Raw genomic sequence first — 19,362 nt, 5'->3', positions numbered from 1 at the left:
CACGCGCGTTGAGTCTTAGCATCGAGATCATTCGTCGGGCTCGTGGACGAAGGAACCCACGCGACTGCCGCCCGGGTACCGACGAGTGGACTCGTGTCTCGCTCGAATTCGTGCGCGATTTGCGCTGGGCATTGGGCCTGGCCGACGACGAGACCTCGCACCCTCCAAGGACTAAGAATTGAACGGGCGATGGCCGTTTCGTCGCTATGCCTACGCATCCACGGGTAAAGGTTTCGACGCAGGCACCGTTAAGCGAAGCACAAGCCAGCGAGAGACCAAACCATAATGACCCGTAAGAACGACAGCGCAGACAAGCCCGGTCGAATGATAGTCCCGCATGCAACGAACCTTAGTCACTGCGGGCCATCGGACATCAATACAGCCAAGGTCGGATTTATCAAAATGCTATTGAAAGCCGGTGCCTACAGACTCGATTCCGCGGCGATAGCCAACCGGATGCTGAGTAGCATACGGCAGAGGCTGTCGACGGCATCACGCTGAACAGAGCCGACGCAAGTCGCAACGCCAACGTGTAGGCGAAGCGCCGGGAATCTGCGGATGGCAGCCTGATTCTGATCCGGCGATAATGACCATTATTCGACGACACCGGAAGCGCGACAATGGAAAAGGCCGAGTGGTTTTTCGACGTCGTATCTCCGTTTTCTTATCTGGCTTTTCAACGTCTGGACGCGTTGCGGGATCGCCTGGACATACAGCCCGTGCCCATTCTTTTCGCCGCGCTTCTCAAGCATTGGGGCACGCTCGGCCCGGCCGAGCTTCCGTCGAAGCGCATTCATACCTATCAATTCTGCGTGTGGCTTGCGGGACGCCAGGGCGTCCCGTTCGCGATGCCGCCGCGTCATCCGTTCAATCCGCTTGCCGCGCAACGCCTGCTCGTATCGCTGGGCGCGCGCACCGTGGATGTCGGTAAAGCGCTCGGCTTCGTTTTCGCGGACGGGCGCGATCCTGAATTGGAATTCGAGGCGTTCGCTGAGCGACTCGGCGTCGACGATGCGGAACAGCGCATCGGCTCGGCCGATGTCAAACGCCAACTCAGGGACAACACCCAGCGCGCGATCGATCTAGGCGTCTTCGGCGTGCCGACTCTGATATTGCGCGATCGGCTGTTCTGGGGAAGCGATGCGCTCGAGTGGGCCGAGGACTTTCTCTCGCGGCCAGCGCTTTTCGATGAGCCGGCCTATGCGGCGGTGGCGCGAACCGAGGTCGGCGTGCGGCGCTCATAGACCGCCTTGGCGCCGCATGTGCGCGGACCCGTGAAAGTCATCGAAAGTCTATTCCTCCGCAGCCTTGAAACAGGGCGCTGCAACGTTCAGCGCGTGGCCGCCTCGTCTAGACTCGCCGCCGGCTGATCGAATGCAAGCGCTTCGCCGACACAGCAACGGACGGTCCGATGCGGCAAACTGTGAGCCACCGTTGACTGCCACAAGAGAGTGCCATGAAGAAACTGATCAACACCCCGCATGACGTCGTGCGTGAAATGCTCGAAGGCGTCGCGCGGCAAGCACCCCATGTCGCGATTCTCGGCGCTGAAAACGTGCTCGTGCGACGAGAGCACAACGAAGCGACGGACCGTCCGGTGTCGGTGATCTCGGGCGGCGGCAGCGGCCACGAACCCGCACATGGCGGTTACGTCGGCGCGGGCATGCTGAGCGCCGCGGTCTGTGGCGAAGTGTTCACGTCGCCGTCCACAGACGCCGTGCTCGCCGCGATCCGCGCCACCGCCGGACCGCGCGGCGCGGTACTGATCGTCAAGAACTACACGGGCGATCGCCTGAACTTCGGTCTGGCCGCGGAACTGGCGCGCGCAGAGGGCATCCCGGTCGAGGTCGTCGTCGTGGCCGACGACGTTGCCTTGCGCGATGAAACAGCGCGCGACCGTCGGCGCGGCATCGCAGGGACGGTGCTCGTGCACAAGGTCACGGGCGCGGCGGCTGCCCGTGGAATGACGCTCGAAGAAGTCGCGTCCGTTGCGCGCCTCGCGGCGGCGAATCTCGGCACCATGGGCGTGGCGCTCGATGGCTGCACCATCCCCGGCGCCGAGAAATCGGGCTTCACGCTTGGCGATGATGAGATCGAGTTGGGACTCGGCATTCACGGCGAGAAAGGCGTCGAGCGTACCGGGATGCTGCCCGCCGATGCGCTTTGCGACGTGCTCATTTCAAGCATCGTCGATGAACTGGCGCTCGCGAGCGGCGAGCGAGTCGCGTTGCTGGTGAACGGGCTCGGAGGCACGCCGCAGATGGAGCTCGATATTGTGTTGCGAGCCGCTCACGATAATCTTGCTGCACGAGGCATTCGAATTGAGCGCGCGTGGGCGGGGACGTTCCTCTCGGCGCTGGACATGCCGGGCTGCTCTATCTCGCTGCTGCGCGTGGACGACGCAACGTTGAGCTTCTTGGATGCACCGACCGAAGCGCGCGCATGGCCCGGTGCTGGCGTGGTCAATCGCGACATTCGCATCGACGGTCCCGCGCAGCCGAGCGCGACGCAAGCAGCCGCGCAGGGCGAGCCGAGTCAATGGACGCGCGCGATGAAAGCGGCGCTGCAATCCGTAGCGGATACGTTGATTCAAAACGAACCGAGGCTCACCGAACTAGATTCCGTCGCCGGCGATGGAGACCTCGGCGCGAGCATGAAGCGCGCCGCGCACGCCCTGCTTGAAGTGAGCGAAAGCGATCTCGGCACGCCTGCGGGCGCGCTCGCAGCGTTGAGCCTGGCGCTGCGCCGCGCCATCGCGGGCAGTTCGGGGCCGTTCTATGCGACCGCGTTGATGCGCGCGTCGCGGCACTTGGCGGACATCGGCGAGGCATCCGCGCTGGATTGGGCGCATGCGTTCAGAGCGGCAGTCGAGGCTATCAGTGATCTCGGTGGTGCGAAAGCTGGCGATCGAACAATGCTGGATGCACTCTTTCCCGCCGTATCGGCTTATGAAGAGGCGCTGACTTCCGGTAGTGCCGCGCATAAGGCGTGGGAAGTCGCGGTATCGGCAGCGCAGCAGGGCGCGCAGAACACCGCGCAGATGACGCCGAGGGCGGGGCGCGCGAGCTATCTGGGCACGCGCGCCGTCGGTTCGCCGGACGCGGGCGCGGTGGCGGTCTCGCTGTGGCTCGCGGCGCTATCGCCGCATATCGGTGCCGGTCAACGCTGATCGCGCTTCTGACATTCGCTCAATGGTGGCCGCTTAACCCAAGCACGCGGCCACCGCGTTTACGTTACTTCGTGCCGACGGTTTGCAACGGCACCCACTTGCCATTGGCGACTTTGTAGACGGTCACGCCGCCGTACTTCAGGTCGCCGTAATTGTCGTACGACAGCTCGCTCGTGGTCACGCCCTTCATGTTCGTGCTCTTGAGCGCGGTCAGGAACACGCGCGGATCGGTGGAATCCGCCTTCTTCATCGCGTTGAAAACAGCCATGGTGCCGTCGTACGCATAGGGCGCGTACAACTCCACCGGCTTGCTGAAGTGCGCCTTGTAGTGCTCGGCGAACGCGTTGCCGCCCGGCATCTGCGCAAGCGGACTTCCCTCCGATGCGGCCAGCGTGCCTTCCGCCGCGCCGCCTGCGATCTTGATCAGGTTCTCGGACTGAAGCATGTCCGGGCCGATCAACACCGCCTTGATCGCGAGCGAACGCATTTGCTTCAGCATCGGCGCGGCTTGCGTATCGGCGCCGCCGTAGAAGACCGCATCGACGTCAGCGGACTTGATCTTCGTGAGAATCGCGCGAAAATCGACGGCCTTATCTGTTGTGTACTCCTGATCGACGATGGTCGCGCCTGCCGCCTTCGCCGCCATCGCGAACTCCTCCGCGACGCCCTGGCCGTACGCGGTGCGGTCATCGACGATAGCGAGCCGCTTGTATTTGAGGCCCTTCGCGACGTATTCGCCGAGCACGCTGCCGAGTTGCGTATCGGATGTCAGCAGGCGAAACGTCGTCGGCAAGCCGAGCCGCGTGTACGAGGGCGCGGTCGCCATCGCTACTTCGGGGATGCCCGCTTTCGCATAGATGGGCGCGGCTGGAATGCTGGTGCCCGAGTTGTAGTGGCCGATGACAGCGACCACGCCATCGTCCACGAGCTTCTGAGCGACTGTGGTGCCGGTACGCGGATCGGCCTGATCGTCCTGTGCGTTGAGCACGAACTGCACGGCCTGACCGCCGATGACGGGCTTCGTCGCATTCATGTCGGCAATCGCGAGCTCGACGCCGCTTCGAAAATCGGCGCCGTAGTGCGCCTGGCCGCCGGTGAGCGGCGCCGCGAAGCCGATCTGGACGTTCTGCGGCGATGCCGACGCAGCGAGCGCGTACGACGCGCTGGCAAAGGTGGAGCACGCGACCAGCGCGGCCGATACGTACGAAGTGGCGACTTTCATTGTCTCAGGCATCCTCTTTGGTTTGATCGTGTGTCGTAGTGTGGTGTTCTTTATTGGCTTCGTCGGCGCCGTCCAAGCACGGCGCGCACAAATATACGGAGCCGAAGATCGTTGCGTCTTGCGGGAAATAATCAGTCGCGATGCAGAAATCCGCATAGTCGCGCGGCGTTCGGGCGGCACTCGGGTTTGTACTCGTGCTTGCCGCACGCAAAGCTATGCCGATTTCATCACTCTCGCAGACGCGATCGGCCAAGACGCTGGCAGTGCGCACGCTTACCATTGCCTCATGAAAACACTCACTCACATCGAAGTCGTCGACTCGCATACCGGCGGAGAGCCGACTCGACTCGTCATCGCGGGCGGCCCTGATCTCGGTCGCGGTCCGCTGTCCGAACGCCTCGACATTTTTCGCCGGGACTACGATCGCGTGCGCGCAGGCATCGTCAATGAACCGCGCGGCTCGGACGTGATGGTTGGCGCGCTGTTGTGCGAACCGCACGACCCATCGTGCTCGGCGGGCGCGATCTTCTTCAATAACGTCGGCTTTCTCGGCATGTGCGGTCACGGCACCATCGGGCTCGTCGTTTCACTCGCGCATCTCGGACGCATCCAGCCCGGCGTGCATCGCATCGAAACGCCTGTCGGCATTGTCGAAGCCGAACTGCACAGCGATCTCAGCGTCACCGTGCACAACGTTCCGGCGTACCGTTACCGTACGCAAGTGCCGCTCGACGTGCCGAATCTCGGGCGCGTGCATGGCGATATCGCGTGGGGCGGCAACTGGTTCTTCCTCGTGTCCGATCATGGCCAGGCACTGGACTTCGCGCGCGTCGAACCGCTGACGGAAGTTGCTTGGGCAATCCGCGAGGCCCTCGAAGCAAACGGCATCACGGGCGAGGGCGGCGCGGTCATCGACCATATCGAACTGTTCGCCGATTCGCCGACGCGCGGTGCCGATAGCCGCAACTTCGTACTGTGTCCCGGCAAGGCGTACGACCGCTCCCCGTGTGGAACGGGCACAAGCGCGAAGATCGCCTGTCTCGCCGCCGATGGCTTGCTTGCGCCGGGCGCGCTGTGGCGGCAGGAGAGCATCGTCGGCAGCGTGTTCGAGGCGCGTTATGAGAGCATGAGCGATAACGCGGGACGCGTGCGGCCGAGCATTCGCGGAACCGCGCACGTGAACGCCGAAGCGAAGCTCGTCTTCTCGAGCGACGATCCGTTCGCGTGGGGCATTCGCACGTGAACGCGAGTGTCGTCTCGGCACCTGCGTGCCCCGATGTGATCGTGATCGGCGCGGGCATCGTCGGGGCGGCGTGCGCGCGCGAGCTCGCGAGCAAGGGCATGAATGTGCTCGTGCTCGATCGCGCGGGCATCGGCGGGGGCGTGACGGCGGCGGGCATGGGCCACGTCGTCGTAATGGACGACACGCCCGCTGAGTTCGCGTTGTCATCGTGGTCGCGTCAGTTATGGCTCGATCTCTCGCCGCATCTCGACGAGCGTCAGGCTTTCGTGCGTTGCGGCACGCTGTGGGTCGCCGCCGACGAGGAAGAATTCGATCTCGCGCGTGAGCGTCGGGATTCGCTCGCAAGCGAGAACATCGCATGCGACATGCTGGATGCGCAGCAGTTGCGTGAAGCGGAGCCCGAACTGCGCGAGGGTTTCAAGGGCGGCATGATCGTCCCCGATGACGCCGTTGTCTACGCGCCGGCCGCCGCTGCGTGGCTGATCGCGGACGCGTCGGGCGGAGGCCGCGTGAGTTGCAGGTTAGATGCATCGGTCGCGCGATTGACACGCGAAGGCGTCATGCTTGCGAGCGGCGAAGTCATCGCGACAGGCGCGGTGCTTGTCGCAAATGGGCTGCAGGCCATCGAGTTGATGCCTGGTTTGCCGATACAGGCGAAGAAGGGGCATCTGCTCATCACGGATCGCTATCCGGGCACCATCCGGCATCAGATTCTCGAACTCGGCTATATCAAGAGCGCGCACAACGCGAGCGGTACGTCGGTGGCGTTCAATGTGCAGCCACGTCCGACTGGGCAATTGTTGATCGGCTCGTCGCGGCAGTTCGACAACGTGGATTCCGGCGTCGAGCCCGAGATCATGGCGCGCATGCTTCGGCGCGCGAGCGAGTATCTTCCCCGGCTGCCTGCCCTCAATGCGATCCGCGCATGGACCGGATTCCGCCCCGCGACGCTCGACGGCCTGCCGCTCATCGGCCCGGCAACGCACTTCGTTAGCCACGATGCGGCGCACGTTCCGGTGTGGATTGCGACCGGACACGAAGGACTCGGCGTGACGACGGCGCTTGCTACCGCGAAGCTGATTGCCGCGCAAATGACGGGCGCGTCGTCCCAGTTGCCGATCGACGCGACGCCGTACTTGCCATCGCGATTTCAGACGAGCCGCGTGACAGGTGGCATCAACAACGGAGCCGTGCATGTCTGAGCAATCGTTGACGGTTCGGATCGATGGACGCGCCTTGAGCGTGGCGGGCGGCAGTTCGGTGCTGGCGGCCGTGGCGCTCGCCGCGGGCGGCGCGGGTTTCGCCACGCGGCGCTCCGTGAACGGTGACCTGCGTGGCCCGCTGTGCGGCATGGGCATCTGCCAGGAATGCAGAGTGACAATCGATGGGGTGCGGCATCGGCTTGCCTGTCAGACGTTGTGCGCACAGGGCATGTCGGTCGAGACGGGAAGCGTAGCACGATGAAGTTCGATGCCCTTATCATCGGCGCGGGTCCCGCTGGGCTTCACGCGGCGCGTGTTGCGGCAGAAGCGGGCGTGCAGGTTGGCATCATCGACGATAACGCGCTGCCCGGCGGTCAGATCTGGCGGCAAGGGCCGCAACACGCGCCGAAAGGCTCGGCGCGCGCCGCCATCGACGCGCTTTCTCGATACAACAACGTCTCGCGTCTTTGCGGTACGCGCGTGGTGCAATCGCTGCCCGGTAAGACCTTGCTCGTCGAAGATGCGGCGCGCGGCTATCAGATCGGCTACGAGAAGCTGATCGTCGCGACAGGCGCGCGCGAGCGCTTTCTGCCGTTTGCCGGCTGGACCTTGCCAGGCGTGACGGGCGCGGGCGGCTTGCAGGCGTTGATCAAGGGCGGCATGCCGGTCGAGGGACAGCGTATCGTGCTTGCGGGTACCGGGCCGCTTCTTTGGGCGGCGGCCATCACGGCGCGCCAACACGGCGCGACGGTGGCGGCTATCGTCGAGCAGGCTTCGGCACGCCATGTTCGGCGCTTCGCAGGCGGCCTGTTGAAGACGCCAGCGAAGCTCTTGCAGGCGGCGCGCATGCGCTTCGATCTGCACGCGACGCCTTATTTTCGCGGCGCTTATGTGGCGGAAGCGCAAGGCGAGAAGCAAGTCACGCGCGTGCGCGTGCGTCATGGCGATGAAGACATCGATATCGATTGTGATCGCCTAGCTTGCGCATATGGACTCGTGCCGAACGTTCAGATCGGCATCGCGCTTGGCTGTCAGATTGTCGAGACACCGTTCGAAACAGCGTTACGCGTGGATGAATGGCAGGCCACTTCCGTGCTCGATGTCTATGCTGCGGGCGAATGCACAGGCGTGGGCGGCATGGAGCTTGCCGCGCTGGAAGGCCGCATAGCCGCGCATGCGGCATTGGGCCATCGCGAGCAAGCGCGGGCGCTTTTCGCGGCGCGGGAAGCTTACCGGCAATTCGCGCGACGCATGCACGAGGCGTTCACGTTGAACGCTGAACTTGGCACGTTAGCCGAACCGGACACCATCTTGTGCCGATGCGAAGACGTCGCTTTCGGCGATGCCTCGAAGTATCGCTCGTGGCGCGACGCGAAGTTGCACACGCGCTGCGGCATGGGGCCTTGCCAAGGAAAGATCTGCGGTGAAGCGGCTGCGTTCTGTTTCGGCTGGAAGACGGATGCGCAGCGTCCGCCCTTTGTGCCGACGCGGATAGCGACGCTACTTGAGGCGCAGTCGCCTCCTGTGACGGATCACGCGCATTGATGGATAGCGATGCGTCGTTATGCCGATTTCGTCACTCGACAACATGAATCGACGCAAGCGTTAATGGTTCTGACTTGTGATACTGCGTGCTATCGCCAGCGCTATCGGCAATACCGATTCACGACTCAAACTCACTGAAGGTCGAGGGCAATAACATGGGCAACAACATCATCACGGGCGCTATTCCGGCGCTCATGACGCCGTGCACAGCCGAGCGCACGCCGGACTACGACGCGCTCGTCGCTAAAGCGCGCGAGCTCGTCGGTCTCGGCATGAACGCAGTGGTGTACTGCGGATCGATGGGTGACTGGCCACTTCTGAGCGAAGCGCAGCGTCAGGAAGGCGTGGCGCGGCTCGTCGATGCCGGCGTCCCGACTATCGTCGGCACCGGTGCGGTGAATTCCCGCGAAGCCGTCTCGCATGCAGCGCACGCGGCGAAGGTCGGCGCGAGCGGCCTGATGGTCATTCCGCGCGTGCTGTCGCGCGGTGCCTCGCCCGCCGCGCAGAAGGCTCATTTCTCGGCGATTCTCGAAGCGGCGCCTGCGCTTCCCGCAGTCATCTATAACAGCCCCTACTACGGCTTTGCCACGCGCGCCGATCTGTTCTTCGAACTGCGGGCCAAGTATCCGAACCTGATCGGCTTCAAGGAGTTCGGCGGTGCGGCGGACATGCGCTATGCGGCCGAGTACATTACTAGCCAGGACGAGAATGTGACATTGATGGCGGGCGTGGACACGCAGGTCTTTCACGGCTTCGTCAACTGCGGCGCGCGTGGCGCGATTACCGGCATCGGCAATGCGTTGCCGCGCGAAGTCTTGCATCTGGTCGATTTGTGCCGGAAAGCTAGCGATGGGGACGTGACGGCGCGTCGCCAGGCACGTGAACTCGAAAGCGCGCTCGCCGTGCTCTCATCGTTCGACGAAGGCACGGACCTGGTGCTGTACTACAAATACCTGATGGTTCTCAACGGCGACGAGGAATACACGCTTCATTTCAATGAGACCGATGCACTCAGTGAAGCGCAGCGCCGCTATGCACAGACGCAATTCGAATTGTTCCGGAAGTGGTACGCGGGCTGGTCGAAAGAGATCAGTGCGTGACCATTCGCTGAGAAAGCGCGGCTTCGCAACGGGCCGCGCGTATCGACGGTCTAAGCTGTCCGTCGTTTCGTCACGGATTGCCGATACTCGCCATGCTTGCGTTGTCTTGAGATATCGAGCTTTCTCGGCCGTGCTCCGAGCATGAGGTACTTGCGCGTTTCATGGCATGATCGTTCTCCCCTTCATTACTTGGAGAGCGTTCGACATGGCGACTTACATCGTTTTCACGAGAGAGAGCACGCAAGATCAGCGTGAGCTGGACGAATATCAAAGCAAGGTCGGCGAGACGCTGCAGGGTCACCCTGTCAAAGTTCTCGCCGCTTACGGACCTCAGCAAGTCCTCGAAGGCGACGCGCCCGAAGGCGTTGTGATCGTGGAGTTCCCGTCTACGGCCGCTGCGCGTGAGTGGTACGACAGCCCGGCATATCAACAGGTTCCGCAGCATCGGTTTCGAGGCGCGCGGTATCGCGCCGTTCTTGTCGAAGGCGTATAGCGGAAACCGCGATGACCGATCGCTCCGGTCCGTCCGGTCGATCGGTCGAGGCACGCGCTCGCGATAGCCTCGATCGATGTCGACATACTCGACACGCAGTCCTACACGTTTCCCATCTCCCGAACTGCTCGCAGCGGTGTTTCCCGCTCGTTCTCCGTTTTCCAAACGTCCCGTCGCTCTTCACGTGAAAGCGCGTTTCGGCAGTCGATTGCCATCCCGGTCCTATCGGCCTCAAGCGACTTGCTGCATTGAATGACCGCATCGGACCTTCATAGTCAAGGCCAAATGAGTGATTCATAAGTTAGTACTGCAAACGATAATCACATCCCACACGCACGGTCTACACACCGAGCGAACGACAGCTTCACCACTCGTCGAAACGTTGCTCCCGCGTGCCAAGAAGCGTCACGCGGGCCAAGACGACCGCTTTTGAAACTAGTCGGAAATTACTACTCATTCGGAGTCCGTTGTTACAACAACTCCGAATAAGCCTATTAATTGAAGGCCATTATTCCACGCAAAAAGTCTGATCTTTCTCCGAAAGCCAACAGTTGCTACCCGTTTTTTCTCCTTACGGTATGAGAATACGGTCGTGCTTTGCTCTTTCGTACTGTTACATCGCGAAACCCATTCGGTAGATTCAGGACATTAAACTTCGGCCTCCTCGAGCAAACATGAATAATTTCCCGTGTCGTCGAATCGTCTATTCAATACGCAGGGCGAAAATTCCCTGAGCAGCGTCTCCAGCAACGTCAACGCATCCCTTACGCGTAGAAAGTTCCTGTCGTACATGATGGCAGGGGCGGGAAGCGCCGCCCTGGCCGCCTGTGGCGGCGGCAGCGAAACCAGTGCCGATGGGCTCGGCGATACCGCCGCCGTGGCGAAGGCCGCCTCGGCGAGTGGCACGGCCATTCCGCCCGCAGCGTCCATCACCGATAGCTCGGGCGCCGTCTGGACGCTCGTCGGCGGCCACGCAGTGCGCAACGGCACGACCATGGCGACCGGCTCGCCCGTCGCATACACGACGCTCGTATACATCAACGGCGCCATCTATGGCCGCAACACGGCGGGCAACTGGTTCAAGAACGGAACCACGCCGTGGCAGAACCTCGGCACCGCGGACCCCCGTGGCACCACTGCAAGCACCGGCTCGCAAGGCACGAGCAACACGAGCACGGCCGGCGTGCTGCAAGACAAGTCGTTTGGCGTGAAGGGCGATGGCTCTACCAATGACCGCGCGGCGCTTCAGGCTGCCATCGACGGCTCGGTCGGTCAGATTCTCCTCATCACGGGCAAGAGCCGCATCGACGCAACGGGCCTCACGCTGCGCTCGAACACGCATATCCGCTTCGCGCCCGGCGCGTCGATCAAGATGCTGTCGCACAACAGCAGCACGTATCAGATGATGCGCGTGTGGGACGTGAGCAACGTGAACATCGAAGCACCGTACCTCGATGGCAGCAAGGAACTGAACTCGGCCGGCTCCGGCGAGTGGGGCATGGGCATCTCGATCAACGGCTCCACCGGCGTGACGATCACGAACCCGACGACGATCAACTGCTGGGGCGACGGCATCTACATCGGCAATAGCCAGAGCGGCTCGAACAAGCCGAGCTCGAACGTAACGATCAGCGGCCACCACGCGAACGGCTGCCGCCGCCAAGGTGCGACGATCACGTCCGGCAGCGGCATTACGTTCAACAATCCGCTCTGGGAAAACATCTCGGGCACGGCGCCGGCGTATGGCCTCGACATCGAGCCAAACAACAACAACGCAGTGCTCCAGGGCATCAAGATCGTCAGCCCGACGACTCGGGGATGCTCCGGCGGCGGCATTCTCGTCTACCTCGGCGCCTTCCCCGGTCCGGTCTCGAAGAACGTCGACATCCAGATCACGAACCATACCGACACCTGCACGAGCGATTCGTTCGCGGTCGGCGGCCTGCGGCTCAATGGCTGCGTCGTGACGGGCGCGATCACCACCACGAACCCGGTGTGGAAGCGCAACTGGTATCTCAGTCAGTGGGACAGCAACGGCCCGAAGGTGTCGGTCGTGAATCCCAAGGTTGGCTAAGCTCGTAGACTGAGCGACGTAGCGAACCGTTCTGAACAACAACGAACGGTTCCCTATGAAGTGCTCTGAAATAGTTAGCAAACCGTACGAAATAGCGATACCTGATCAGCCGAGCCGTTGCGCGATGGCTTCGCCGACTTCCTTCGTGCTGGCCTTGCCGCCGAGGTCGCCCGTGTGCGGTCCTTCCTTCAGCACGGCCTCGATGGCGGACAGAATCGCATCGTGCGCGGGACGCTGGCCGAGGAAGTCGAGCATCATCGCGGCGGACCAGATCATCGCGATAGGATTGGCGATGCCTTTGCCCGCGATATCCGGCGCGGAGCCGTGCACGGGCTCGAAGAGCGACGGAAACACGCGCTCGGGATTCATGTTGGCGGACGGCGCAATGCCGATCGTGCCGGTGCAGGCGGGGCCGAGGTCCGAAAGAATGTCGCCGAAGAGATTCGTCGCGACGACCACATCGAAGCGGTCCGGGTTCAGCACGAAGCGCGCGCACAAGATGTCGATATGCTGCTTGTCCCATGCCACATCCGGATACTGCGCGGCGATTTCTGCGGCGCGGGCGTCCCACCACGGCATGCTGATGGAAATGCCATTGCTCTTGGTCGCCACCGTGATCTTCTTCGCGCGTTGCTGCGCGAGATCGAACGCGAACTTGAGCACGCGCGTAGCACCGTGACGCGTGAAGATGGAGGTTTGCGACACGAACTCGCGCTCGGTGCCTTCGAAACTGACGCCGCCGACGGACGAGTATTCGCCTTCGGTGTTCTCGCGCACGATCATGAAGTCGATGTCGCCGGCCTTGCGGTTGGCGAGCGGCGAAGGCACGCCGTCGAAGAGACGCGCCGGCCGCAGGTTGATGTATTGATCGAACTCGCGGCGGAACTTGAGGAGCGATCCCCACAGCGAGACGTGATCGGGAACGCTTTGCGGCCAGCCGACGGCGCCAAAGAGAATGGCGTCGGCGGTTTCGAGCTGCGCCTTCCAGTCGTCGGGCATCATCTGGCCGTGCGCGGCGTAATAGTCGCAGCTTGCCCATTCGATGTGCTGGTACTCCAGCGCGATGCCGAAGCGTTGGCTCACTGCATCTAGCGCGCGCAGCGCTTCGGGCATCACTTCCTTGCCGATTCCATCGCCGGGAATCACGGCTATGCGGTACTGGGTCTTTGACATTTCAGTTGGCTCCTGTCTGGGCGTTTTCTTTTTGCTGCGCTTGCCTGATCGTACCCGGGTTCTCGCGGTTCTTGCATTCTGAGTCAGGTCGTTTGGCGTTAGCCGTCGACTTCTTGTCGCCGCCAAGACGGCACAAGGCACGGCGCATGCTCCACACCGGGATTCCCGCAAGGAGATCCCATGAACACCTCATCGACCGCGACCACGTTGGACGCGGACGCGCCGCACGCGCAGCGCGTCGCCTGCACGCTGAAGATCAACGGCGAATCGCGTAGTTTCGACATCGAGCCGTGGACCACACTGCTCGACCTGCTGCGCGAACACTGCCAGCTTACCGGCACGAAGAAAGGCTGCGACCACGGACAATGCGGCGCGTGCACCGCGCTCGTCGATGACCAGCGCATCAATACGTGTCTCGCGCTCGCCGTTTCGTATGACGGCGCGGCCATCACCACCATCGAAGGCTTGGCTAACGGCGACACGCTGCATCCGATGCAGCAGGCGTTTATCGACTGCGACGCCTTTCAGTGCGGCTACTGTACGCCGGGGCAAATCTGCTCGGCCGTCGGCATGCTCGCGGAAGGACACGCCCACGACGCTGCCGAAGTGCGCGAAGCGATGAGCGGCAACCTTTGCCGCTGCGGCGCGTATCCGAACATCGTGCAGGCCATTCTGGAGGCGTCGGGCGGGCAAGGCGTCGAAGGAAACGCCATTCAGAACGAGGAGGCGCGCCCATGAACCGCTTCTCCTACACCCGCGCGAACGACGTGTCCGCGGCGCTCGAAGCGCACCGCGCGCCGTCGGCGGCGTTTCTCGCGGGCGGCACGAACCTCGTCGATCTGATCAAGGAAGGCGTCGCGCGCCCCGAACGGCTCGTCGATATCCGCCGGCTGCCGATGACCGGCATCGAGCCGAACGCGGACGGCGGCATGGACATCGGCGCGCTCGCCACGAACAGCGCCGTGGCCTACGACGAACGCGTCGAGTCGCGCTATCCGCTGCTGTCGAAGGCGATTCTCGCCGGCGCGTCCGCGCAGATTCGCAATGTCGCGACCGTCGGCGGCAACATGCTGCAACGCACGCGCTGCCATTATTTCTACGACACCGCTACACCATGCAACAAGCGCCAGCCGGGCAGCGGCTGCGGCGCGATGGATGGCGTCAACCGTATCCACGCCATTCTCGGCGCGAGCGAGCATTGCATCGCCGTTCATCCGTCTGACATGTGCGTAGCGCTCGCCGCGCTCGACGCGTCCGTGCGCGTCGCGAGCGACAACGGCGAGCGCGTCATCCCGTTCGACGCGTTTCACCGGCTTCCCGGCGATACCCCGCACATCGACACGAACCTGCGCGACGACGAGATCATCGTCGGGATCACCTTGCCCGCCGATGGCTTCGCGGAACACAACGCCTACGTGAAAGTGCGGGATCGCGCGTCGTATGCGTTCGCGCTGGTGTCGGTCGCGCTCGCGCTCAAGCTCGACGGCAATCGCATCGAAGAAGTGCGTTGCGCGCTCGGCGGCGTGGCCCATATGCCGTGGCGCAACCGCGACGCCGAAGCCGCGCTGCGCGGCAAGACGCTCGACGCCGCCACGGTGCGCGACTTCGCGAGCGCAATGGTGCGCGACGCGCGCGGCCGTCCCGGCAACGCATTCAAGATCGAACTGACCGCGCGCGCCATCGAGCGCGCTTTCGAACAGGCATCGGGTATCAGCCTCGCCAGCAGAGAGGACGACGCATCATGAATTCTCCGAACGAACTGGAACGCATCGCGCGGCAGGGCGCGCACTTCAGCGGCAAGCCCGTCAACCGCGTCGACGGCAGAAAGAAGGTGACGGGCGAGGCGCGATACGCAGGCGAATTCTTCGCGGATGACATGAGCTATGGCTTCGTTCTTCCGAGTCGCATCGCGAGCGGGCGCATCGTGTCGATCGAATCGCGGCGCGCGCTGGAATTGTCCGGCGTGCTGATGGTGCTCACGCACGAGAACCGGCCCGAGTTGCCGCTGCAAGACGCCGCGTGGAAAGACCAGTCCGCGCCGGGCGGCATGCCCTTTCGGCCGCTTTGGGACGATCGCATCTGGTATAGCGGCCAGCCGGTCGCGCTCGTCGTCGCGGAAAGTTATGAGCTCGCGCGTCATGCGGCGTCGCTGATCGAAGTCACGTACGAGCGCACCAGCCACTGCACGGATTTGCGCGAAGTGGAAACAGACAGCTATCCGCCATCGACCGAAAAAGGCGGCTTCGAGCCGCCGCCACCGCCGCGCGGCGATGCGGACGGCGCGCTGGCCGCGGCAGCGTTCAAGATCGACTGCCGCTATTCGACGCCGGCCGAGTATCACAACCCGATCGAACTGCACGGCTGCACGGTCATTCCCGAGCCGTCCGGCAAGTTCACCGTCTATGAAAAGACGCAGGGCGTGCTCAACACCAAGCAGTATCTGACAAAGATCTTCGGCTTCGACGACGACATGCTCGAAGTCGTCTCGCCGTTCGTCGGCGGCGCGTTCGGCTCGGGCTTGCGTCCGCAATATCATCTGCCGCTGGCCGTCATGGCCGCGCGCGATCTGAAGCGGCCCGTGCGCGTGGTCTTGACGCGGCAGCAGATGTTCACCTTCGCGCATCGGCCGATGAGCCTGCAACGCGTCGCGCTGGCCGCGAATTGCGACGGCAGGCTGGAGGCGATCATCCACGAGGCGGTGTCCGAGACGTCGCAATACGAGGACTACTGCGACGTCATGGTGAACTGGGCCGGACAGCTTTATGCCTGTGACAACGTGCGGCTCGACTACAAGGTGAGCAAGCTCGACGTGCCGACGCCCGCCGACATGCGCGCGCCCGGCGCGGCGCAGGCGCTGTTTCCGCTGGAAATGGCGATGGACGAGCTCGCCGAGGCGCTCGGCATGGATCCGCTGAAGCTGCGGCTCATCAACTACGCGGAGCGCGACGGCAACAAGGACCTGCCGTTCTCCAGCAAGGCGCTGCGCGAGTGCTTCGAAGAGGGCGCGGCACGCTTCGGCTGGGATAAGCGTCCCCTCGCGCCGCGCTCGATGCGCGAAGGAAGCGAACTCGTCGGATGGGGCGTGGCGACAGGCATCTGGGACGCGATGCAGAACGAGGCGTCCGCGCTCGCGGAGATCGGAGCGGACGGGCATGTCGTCGTGGCGAGCGCGACGGCGGACATCGGCACGGGCACTTATACGGTGATGACGCAGCTCGCCGCCGATGCGCTCGGCGTGCCGCTCGAACACGTCGATTTCCGTCTGGGCGACAGCCGTCTGCCGAAGGCGCCGCTCGAAGGCGGATCGTGGACGGTGTCGTCGGTTGGCAGCGCGGTGCATGCAGCGTGCACGCGCCTGCGCGGCAAGCTCGCGTCGATTGCGAAGGAACACGGCGGCGAGGCCTTCGCACGCGCGCAGCCGGACGCGGTGCGGCTCGACGGCGAATACGTCGTGTGCGGCGAAGGCACCGAGCAACGACTATCGCTGCGCGAACTGCTGACGCGCGCGGGCCTGGATTCGCTGAATGCCCAGGTGACCGTGACACCGCACGACAAGCAGCAGTCGTACTCGATCGGCACGCACTCGGCAGTGTTCGTCGAAGCACGCGTCGATGCGGCGCTCGGCACCGTGCGCGTGACGCGCGTGGTCAACGCGGTGGCGGCGGGTCGCATCGTGAATCCGAAGACGGCGGCAAGTCAGGTGTCGGGCGGCGTGGTGTGGGGCATCAGCATGGCGCTGCACGAGCACGGGCAGTTCGATCACGAGCTCGGCCGGCAGATGAATCACAATCTGTCCGAGTATCACGTTCCGGTGAACGCCGATATACACGACATCGACGTGATCTTCGTCGACGAGCACGACGACGTGGTGAATCCGCTGGGCGCGAAGGGTGTGGGAGAGATCGGCGTGGTGGGCGTGGCGGCGGCTGTCGCCAACGCGATCTGGCACGCGACGGGCAAGCGCGTGCGGGATTTGCCGATCACCCTCGACACGCTCTTCGCGTGACGAATGCGCGGGCGTAAGTCCGCGCCGACTTGCTAGCCGTATCTGAGCGCTTGCTCGCAACGCTTCAATCCCGCTTCGAAGATATGCCGCATGATCGCGTCGTTGACCTCTTCTGCGTGCGTGATCGGCCCCATGTGACCCGCGCCCGCGACGATCGCAAGCCGCGCACGCGGGAACATGTGCGGCAAGCGCTCGGCCAATGCACGCGTGGGTAGCGGCGCATGCTCGCCGCGCATGACGAGGACGGGCATGCGCAAGTCAGCGTAGGGCGCATTGGACGTGGGTTCATCGAGCAACGCGCGAAAGTCGAGCGGCGCTTTCGGCACCCAGCGCGTGAGCGCGGCTTTCACCGAGGGCCGCAGCGTCTCCCATGCGCCCGGGCCGCCCCAATAGTCGACGAACGATGCCGCCGCTCCACGATAGTCGCCGCAATTCACGCCATCGGCGGTGCGCTTCGATATCGCGTTGATTTCGGCGAGCGCGCGCGCTCCGTGCGGACCCATCGTCTTCAGCAGATAAAACGCCGATGGCTCGTAGAGCGATAAGCTCGCGATACGCTGCGGCCGTTCCATTGCGGCGCGAAGCGCCACACCACCTCCGTACGAGTGCCCGATGAGATGCACCTTCCCGCGTGTCGCGTCGATGATGTCGACGGTTCTTTCCGCTTCATCGGCGAGCGTGAACGCGTGCTCTCCACTCCACGGCCCCGTGCTGTCGCAGCCGTAGTGCTCGGGCGCGATGAACGATACGCGCGAGCCGAGCGCTTCGCTCAACTTTCGCCACTGTGCTGCGCCCGCGCCCGAGCAATGCAGCGCAATGACCGTCGATGCTGGCTGGATGCCGAGACCGTTGTGCATATCGTCCATTCACGCCTCCGCTTCCATCGCACGCATGCGACGTTCAAGTTCGACGATATCCGAAGCCGATGCGAGATAAGCATCGCGACGGCTGTTCTCCGCTCGATCGAGCGCCCGCTTGAGCCACAAGAAAATATAGATCAACATGATTGCCTCCAACCACGCAGACTTGCGCGGTCCTTCGCATCGAACATACGAGGCGAAGGACCGAACCGAGCCGCGCTCAAACCACTACGCCGATTCGCGACAGCGCAAGCCGAAGTGTGAAGAAGCACACGGACGACAACAACGGCATGCCCATGCATAAGGACTCGCGCCGCAACTCTGTAGAAGAGACGAGCACGTGCAGGCGCAACCCGAAGTCAAGCGCTTCGTCGAACATATGTTTGAGCAGGATCATTTCCTTTCCACCACGACTTCGAGGTATTCACTCGGCAAGACGAGGGTTTCGTCGCCGGAACGATTGCGGCTGTCGATGAGCGCCATCAGATCAGCGAGAAACGCGGCTTGCCGCTCGCCTTCGAGCGCGGCGAACGCCTTGTTCATCGGGCCGTAATAGCTGCGGAATACGTCGACGAAATGCTCTGCCGACCGGTAGCGGAATACGAACTCACGCTTCGCCGCGCTGATTCGCGCCGCGCCGCTTCCGAGCAATTCGGCGATGCGCGTCTCCGTGCCCCACAGCGCGGGCGACTTCACGCCAGTGGGCGGCGTGATGTATTGGCCCATCGTCTTGAACACCTGTCCGATAAAGCTCTCCGGCGTCCAGTTCGCCAGGCCGATTTTTCCGCCCGGCCGGCAGACGCGCAGCAGTTCGCTTGCCGCCTGTTGCTGATTCGGCGTGAACATGACGCCGAACGTCGATAGCACGACATCGAACGATGCATCCGGGAAAGGCAAGGCTTCGGCGTCTGCTTCCTGAAAGTGCACGGCGAGGCCTTCGGCTTGCGCGCGTGCGCGACCCGCATCGAGCAGGGAAGCGACATAGTCGGTGGACATGACATCGCAATAGCGGCGCGCGGCGGCGAGCGTCGCATTGCCGTTGCCCGCTGCGACATCCAGCACGCGACTGCCTGAGCGTAAGTCGAGCGCCTCGCAAAGATGCTCTCCGACGATCTGCAACGTGGTGCCGATGACCGCATAGTTGCCCGTCGACCAGGCAGCGTGCTGACGGACCTTGACGGCGGCGAGATCGGCGGCGGGCGAGAATGCGGTAGCGACTGCGGACATGACATGGCTCCTGATAGACAAGATGGCAGCGTCGCAAGACCACTCACG

19 protein-coding genes are annotated in these 19,362 nt (G+C 63.4%); 13 read left to right on the top strand and 6 right to left on the bottom strand.

What is annotated here, in order from left to right; genetic code table 11:
• Positions 1–285 precede the first annotated feature (285 nt).
• The 3 genes from JYK05_RS26755 (at position 286) to JYK05_RS20690 (ending at position 3,169) form a co-directional block, all read left to right on the top strand.
• Positions 286–501 carry a flagellar biosynthesis anti-sigma factor FlgM gene (locus JYK05_RS26755; protein ID WP_175943304.1) on the top strand — a complete coding sequence of 72 codons (216 nt, stop codon included), beginning with the start codon at positions 286–288 and terminating at the stop codon, positions 499–501.
• Between the two features lie 119 nt (positions 502–620).
• On the top strand, positions 621–1,244 hold the full coding sequence (locus JYK05_RS20695) for a 2-hydroxychromene-2-carboxylate isomerase (protein WP_206470374.1): 624 nt from the start codon (positions 621–623) through the stop codon (positions 1,242–1,244).
• Between the two features lie 212 nt (positions 1,245–1,456).
• Positions 1,457–3,169, top strand: a complete 1,713-nt coding sequence (locus JYK05_RS20690) for a dihydroxyacetone kinase family protein (protein ID WP_206470373.1) — start codon at positions 1,457–1,459, stop codon at positions 3,167–3,169.
• 64 nt (positions 3,170–3,233) lie between these two features.
• Here the strand turns inward: JYK05_RS20690 and JYK05_RS20685 are convergent, their stop codons facing one another.
• Positions 3,234–4,403, bottom strand: coding sequence for a branched-chain amino acid ABC transporter substrate-binding protein (locus JYK05_RS20685; protein WP_371826469.1), 1,170 nt, complete (start codon positions 4,401–4,403; stop codon positions 3,234–3,236).
• A 274-nt stretch (positions 4,404–4,677) separates the two neighbouring features.
• Between JYK05_RS20685 and JYK05_RS20680 the strand changes: the two genes are divergently transcribed.
• The 7 genes from JYK05_RS20680 (at position 4,678) to JYK05_RS20650 (ending at position 12,048) form a co-directional block, all read left to right on the top strand.
• Positions 4,678–5,634 (top strand): 4-hydroxyproline epimerase, encoded by a 957-nt coding sequence (locus tag JYK05_RS20680; protein ID WP_305870466.1) that lies wholly within the window; start codon positions 4,678–4,680, stop codon positions 5,632–5,634.
• Positions 5,616–6,836, top strand: a complete 1,221-nt coding sequence (locus tag JYK05_RS20675) for an FAD-binding oxidoreductase (protein ID WP_241270068.1) — start codon at positions 5,616–5,618, stop codon at positions 6,834–6,836. The genes JYK05_RS20680 and JYK05_RS20675 overlap by 19 nt, the downstream gene beginning before the upstream one ends.
• The gene (locus JYK05_RS20670) at positions 6,829–7,098 is read left to right on the top strand and encodes a 2Fe-2S iron-sulfur cluster-binding protein (RefSeq protein ID WP_175943296.1); all 270 of its coding nucleotides are present in this window, start codon (positions 6,829–6,831) and stop codon (positions 7,096–7,098) included. Before JYK05_RS20675 ends, JYK05_RS20670 begins: the two co-directional genes overlap by 8 nt.
• Complete coding sequence (locus JYK05_RS20665; protein WP_206470371.1) at positions 7,095–8,381, top strand: FAD/NAD(P)-binding oxidoreductase; 1,287 nt, start codon at positions 7,095–7,097, stop codon at positions 8,379–8,381. Before JYK05_RS20670 ends, JYK05_RS20665 begins: the two co-directional genes overlap by 4 nt.
• Positions 8,382–8,536: 155 nt before the next feature.
• Positions 8,537–9,481, top strand: coding sequence for a dihydrodipicolinate synthase family protein (locus tag JYK05_RS20660; RefSeq protein ID WP_206470370.1), 945 nt, complete (start codon positions 8,537–8,539; stop codon positions 9,479–9,481).
• Between the two features lie 205 nt (positions 9,482–9,686).
• Positions 9,687–9,974 carry a DUF1330 domain-containing protein gene (locus JYK05_RS20655; protein ID WP_206470369.1) on the top strand — a complete coding sequence of 96 codons (288 nt, stop codon included), beginning with the start codon at positions 9,687–9,689 and terminating at the stop codon, positions 9,972–9,974.
• Positions 9,975–10,764: 790 nt separating this feature from the next.
• Positions 10,765–12,048, top strand: coding sequence for a right-handed parallel beta-helix repeat-containing protein (locus tag JYK05_RS20650; RefSeq protein ID WP_241270067.1), 1,284 nt, complete (start codon positions 10,765–10,767; stop codon positions 12,046–12,048).
• Positions 12,049–12,153: 105 nt separating this feature from the next.
• Here the strand turns inward: JYK05_RS20650 and JYK05_RS20645 are convergent, their stop codons facing one another.
• The gene (locus tag JYK05_RS20645) at positions 12,154–13,221 is read right to left on the bottom strand and encodes a tartrate dehydrogenase (RefSeq protein ID WP_206470368.1); all 1,068 of its coding nucleotides are present in this window, start codon (positions 13,219–13,221) and stop codon (positions 12,154–12,156) included.
• A gap of 180 nt (positions 13,222–13,401) precedes the next feature.
• Here JYK05_RS20645 and JYK05_RS20640 point away from each other — a divergent pair, with 180 nt between their 5' ends.
• The 3 genes from JYK05_RS20640 to JYK05_RS20630 are packed head-to-tail and all read left to right on the top strand — an operon-like array spanning position 13,402 to position 17,227.
• Complete coding sequence (locus JYK05_RS20640) at positions 13,402–13,959, top strand: (2Fe-2S)-binding protein (protein ID WP_206470367.1); 558 nt, start codon at positions 13,402–13,404, stop codon at positions 13,957–13,959.
• Positions 13,956–14,966, top strand: coding sequence for a xanthine dehydrogenase family protein subunit M (locus JYK05_RS20635; RefSeq protein WP_206470366.1), 1,011 nt, complete (start codon positions 13,956–13,958; stop codon positions 14,964–14,966). Before JYK05_RS20640 ends, JYK05_RS20635 begins: the two co-directional genes overlap by 4 nt.
• Entirely contained in the window at positions 14,963–17,227 is a 2,265-nt protein-coding gene (locus JYK05_RS20630; protein ID WP_206470365.1) for a xanthine dehydrogenase family protein molybdopterin-binding subunit, read from the top strand. The genes JYK05_RS20635 and JYK05_RS20630 overlap by 4 nt, the downstream gene beginning before the upstream one ends.
• 32 nt (positions 17,228–17,259) lie before the next feature.
• Here JYK05_RS20630 and JYK05_RS20625 read toward each other — a convergent pair whose 3' ends face one another.
• The 4 genes from JYK05_RS20625 to JYK05_RS20610 form a co-directional block, all read right to left on the bottom strand.
• On the bottom strand, positions 17,260–18,093 hold the full coding sequence (locus tag JYK05_RS20625) for an alpha/beta fold hydrolase (protein WP_241270066.1): 834 nt from the start codon (positions 18,091–18,093) through the stop codon (positions 17,260–17,262).
• Positions 18,094–18,231: a DUF3563 family protein gene (locus JYK05_RS20620; RefSeq protein WP_206470364.1), complete on the bottom strand. Its 138-nt coding sequence runs from the start codon at positions 18,229–18,231 to the stop codon at positions 18,094–18,096. It abuts the gene before it with no gap.
• Between the two features lie 76 nt (positions 18,232–18,307).
• Positions 18,308–18,484: a hypothetical protein gene (locus JYK05_RS20615; RefSeq protein WP_175943278.1), complete on the bottom strand. Its 177-nt coding sequence runs from the start codon at positions 18,482–18,484 to the stop codon at positions 18,308–18,310.
• Positions 18,481–19,314, bottom strand: a complete 834-nt coding sequence (locus JYK05_RS20610; protein WP_206470363.1) for a class I SAM-dependent methyltransferase — start codon at positions 19,312–19,314, stop codon at positions 18,481–18,483. Before JYK05_RS20610 ends, JYK05_RS20615 begins: the two co-directional genes overlap by 4 nt.
• Positions 19,315–19,362: the final 48 nt, after the last annotated feature.

The organism is Caballeronia sp. M1242 (assembly GCF_017220215.1).
Taxonomy (GTDB): Bacteria; Pseudomonadota; Gammaproteobacteria; order Burkholderiales; family Burkholderiaceae; genus Caballeronia.
The sequence above is the reverse complement of the archived record's forward strand: the minus strand, read 5'-3'. Positions and strand labels throughout refer to the sequence as shown.

What these genes read in the sequence shown, in the direction of transcription:
- JYK05_RS26755 (WP_175943304.1), top strand. Translation starts at nt 286, where the DNA reads ATGACCCGTAAGAACGACAGCGCAGACAAGCCCGGTCGAATGATAGTC.
- JYK05_RS20695 (WP_206470374.1), top strand. Translation starts at nt 621, where the DNA reads ATGGAAAAGGCCGAGTGGTTTTTCGACGTCGTATCTCCGTTTTCTTAT.
- JYK05_RS20690 (WP_206470373.1), top strand. Translation starts at nt 1,457, where the DNA reads ATGAAGAAACTGATCAACACCCCGCATGACGTCGTGCGTGAAATGCTC.
- JYK05_RS20685 (WP_371826469.1), bottom strand. Translation starts at nt 4,403, where the DNA reads ATGCCTGAGACAATGAAAGTCGCCACTTCGTACGTATCGGCCGCGCTG.
- JYK05_RS20680 (WP_305870466.1), top strand. Translation starts at nt 4,678, where the DNA reads ATGAAAACACTCACTCACATCGAAGTCGTCGACTCGCATACCGGCGGA.
- JYK05_RS20670 (WP_175943296.1), top strand. Translation starts at nt 6,829, where the DNA reads ATGTCTGAGCAATCGTTGACGGTTCGGATCGATGGACGCGCCTTGAGC.
- JYK05_RS20665 (WP_206470371.1), top strand. Translation starts at nt 7,095, where the DNA reads ATGAAGTTCGATGCCCTTATCATCGGCGCGGGTCCCGCTGGGCTTCAC.
- JYK05_RS20660 (WP_206470370.1), top strand. Translation starts at nt 8,537, where the DNA reads ATGGGCAACAACATCATCACGGGCGCTATTCCGGCGCTCATGACGCCG.
- JYK05_RS20655 (WP_206470369.1), top strand. Translation starts at nt 9,687, where the DNA reads ATGGCGACTTACATCGTTTTCACGAGAGAGAGCACGCAAGATCAGCGT.
- JYK05_RS20650 (WP_241270067.1), top strand. Translation starts at nt 10,765, where the DNA reads ATGATGGCAGGGGCGGGAAGCGCCGCCCTGGCCGCCTGTGGCGGCGGC.
- JYK05_RS20645 (WP_206470368.1), bottom strand. Translation starts at nt 13,221, where the DNA reads ATGTCAAAGACCCAGTACCGCATAGCCGTGATTCCCGGCGATGGAATC.
- JYK05_RS20640 (WP_206470367.1), top strand. Translation starts at nt 13,402, where the DNA reads ATGAACACCTCATCGACCGCGACCACGTTGGACGCGGACGCGCCGCAC.
- JYK05_RS20635 (WP_206470366.1), top strand. Translation starts at nt 13,956, where the DNA reads ATGAACCGCTTCTCCTACACCCGCGCGAACGACGTGTCCGCGGCGCTC.
- JYK05_RS20630 (WP_206470365.1), top strand. Translation starts at nt 14,963, where the DNA reads ATGAATTCTCCGAACGAACTGGAACGCATCGCGCGGCAGGGCGCGCAC.
- JYK05_RS20625 (WP_241270066.1), bottom strand. Translation starts at nt 18,093, where the DNA reads ATGGACGATATGCACAACGGTCTCGGCATCCAGCCAGCATCGACGGTC.
- JYK05_RS20620 (WP_206470364.1), bottom strand. Translation starts at nt 18,231, where the DNA reads ATGTTGATCTATATTTTCTTGTGGCTCAAGCGGGCGCTCGATCGAGCG.
- JYK05_RS20615 (WP_175943278.1), bottom strand. Translation starts at nt 18,484, where the DNA reads ATGATCCTGCTCAAACATATGTTCGACGAAGCGCTTGACTTCGGGTTG.
- JYK05_RS20610 (WP_206470363.1), bottom strand. Translation starts at nt 19,314, where the DNA reads ATGTCCGCAGTCGCTACCGCATTCTCGCCCGCCGCCGATCTCGCCGCC.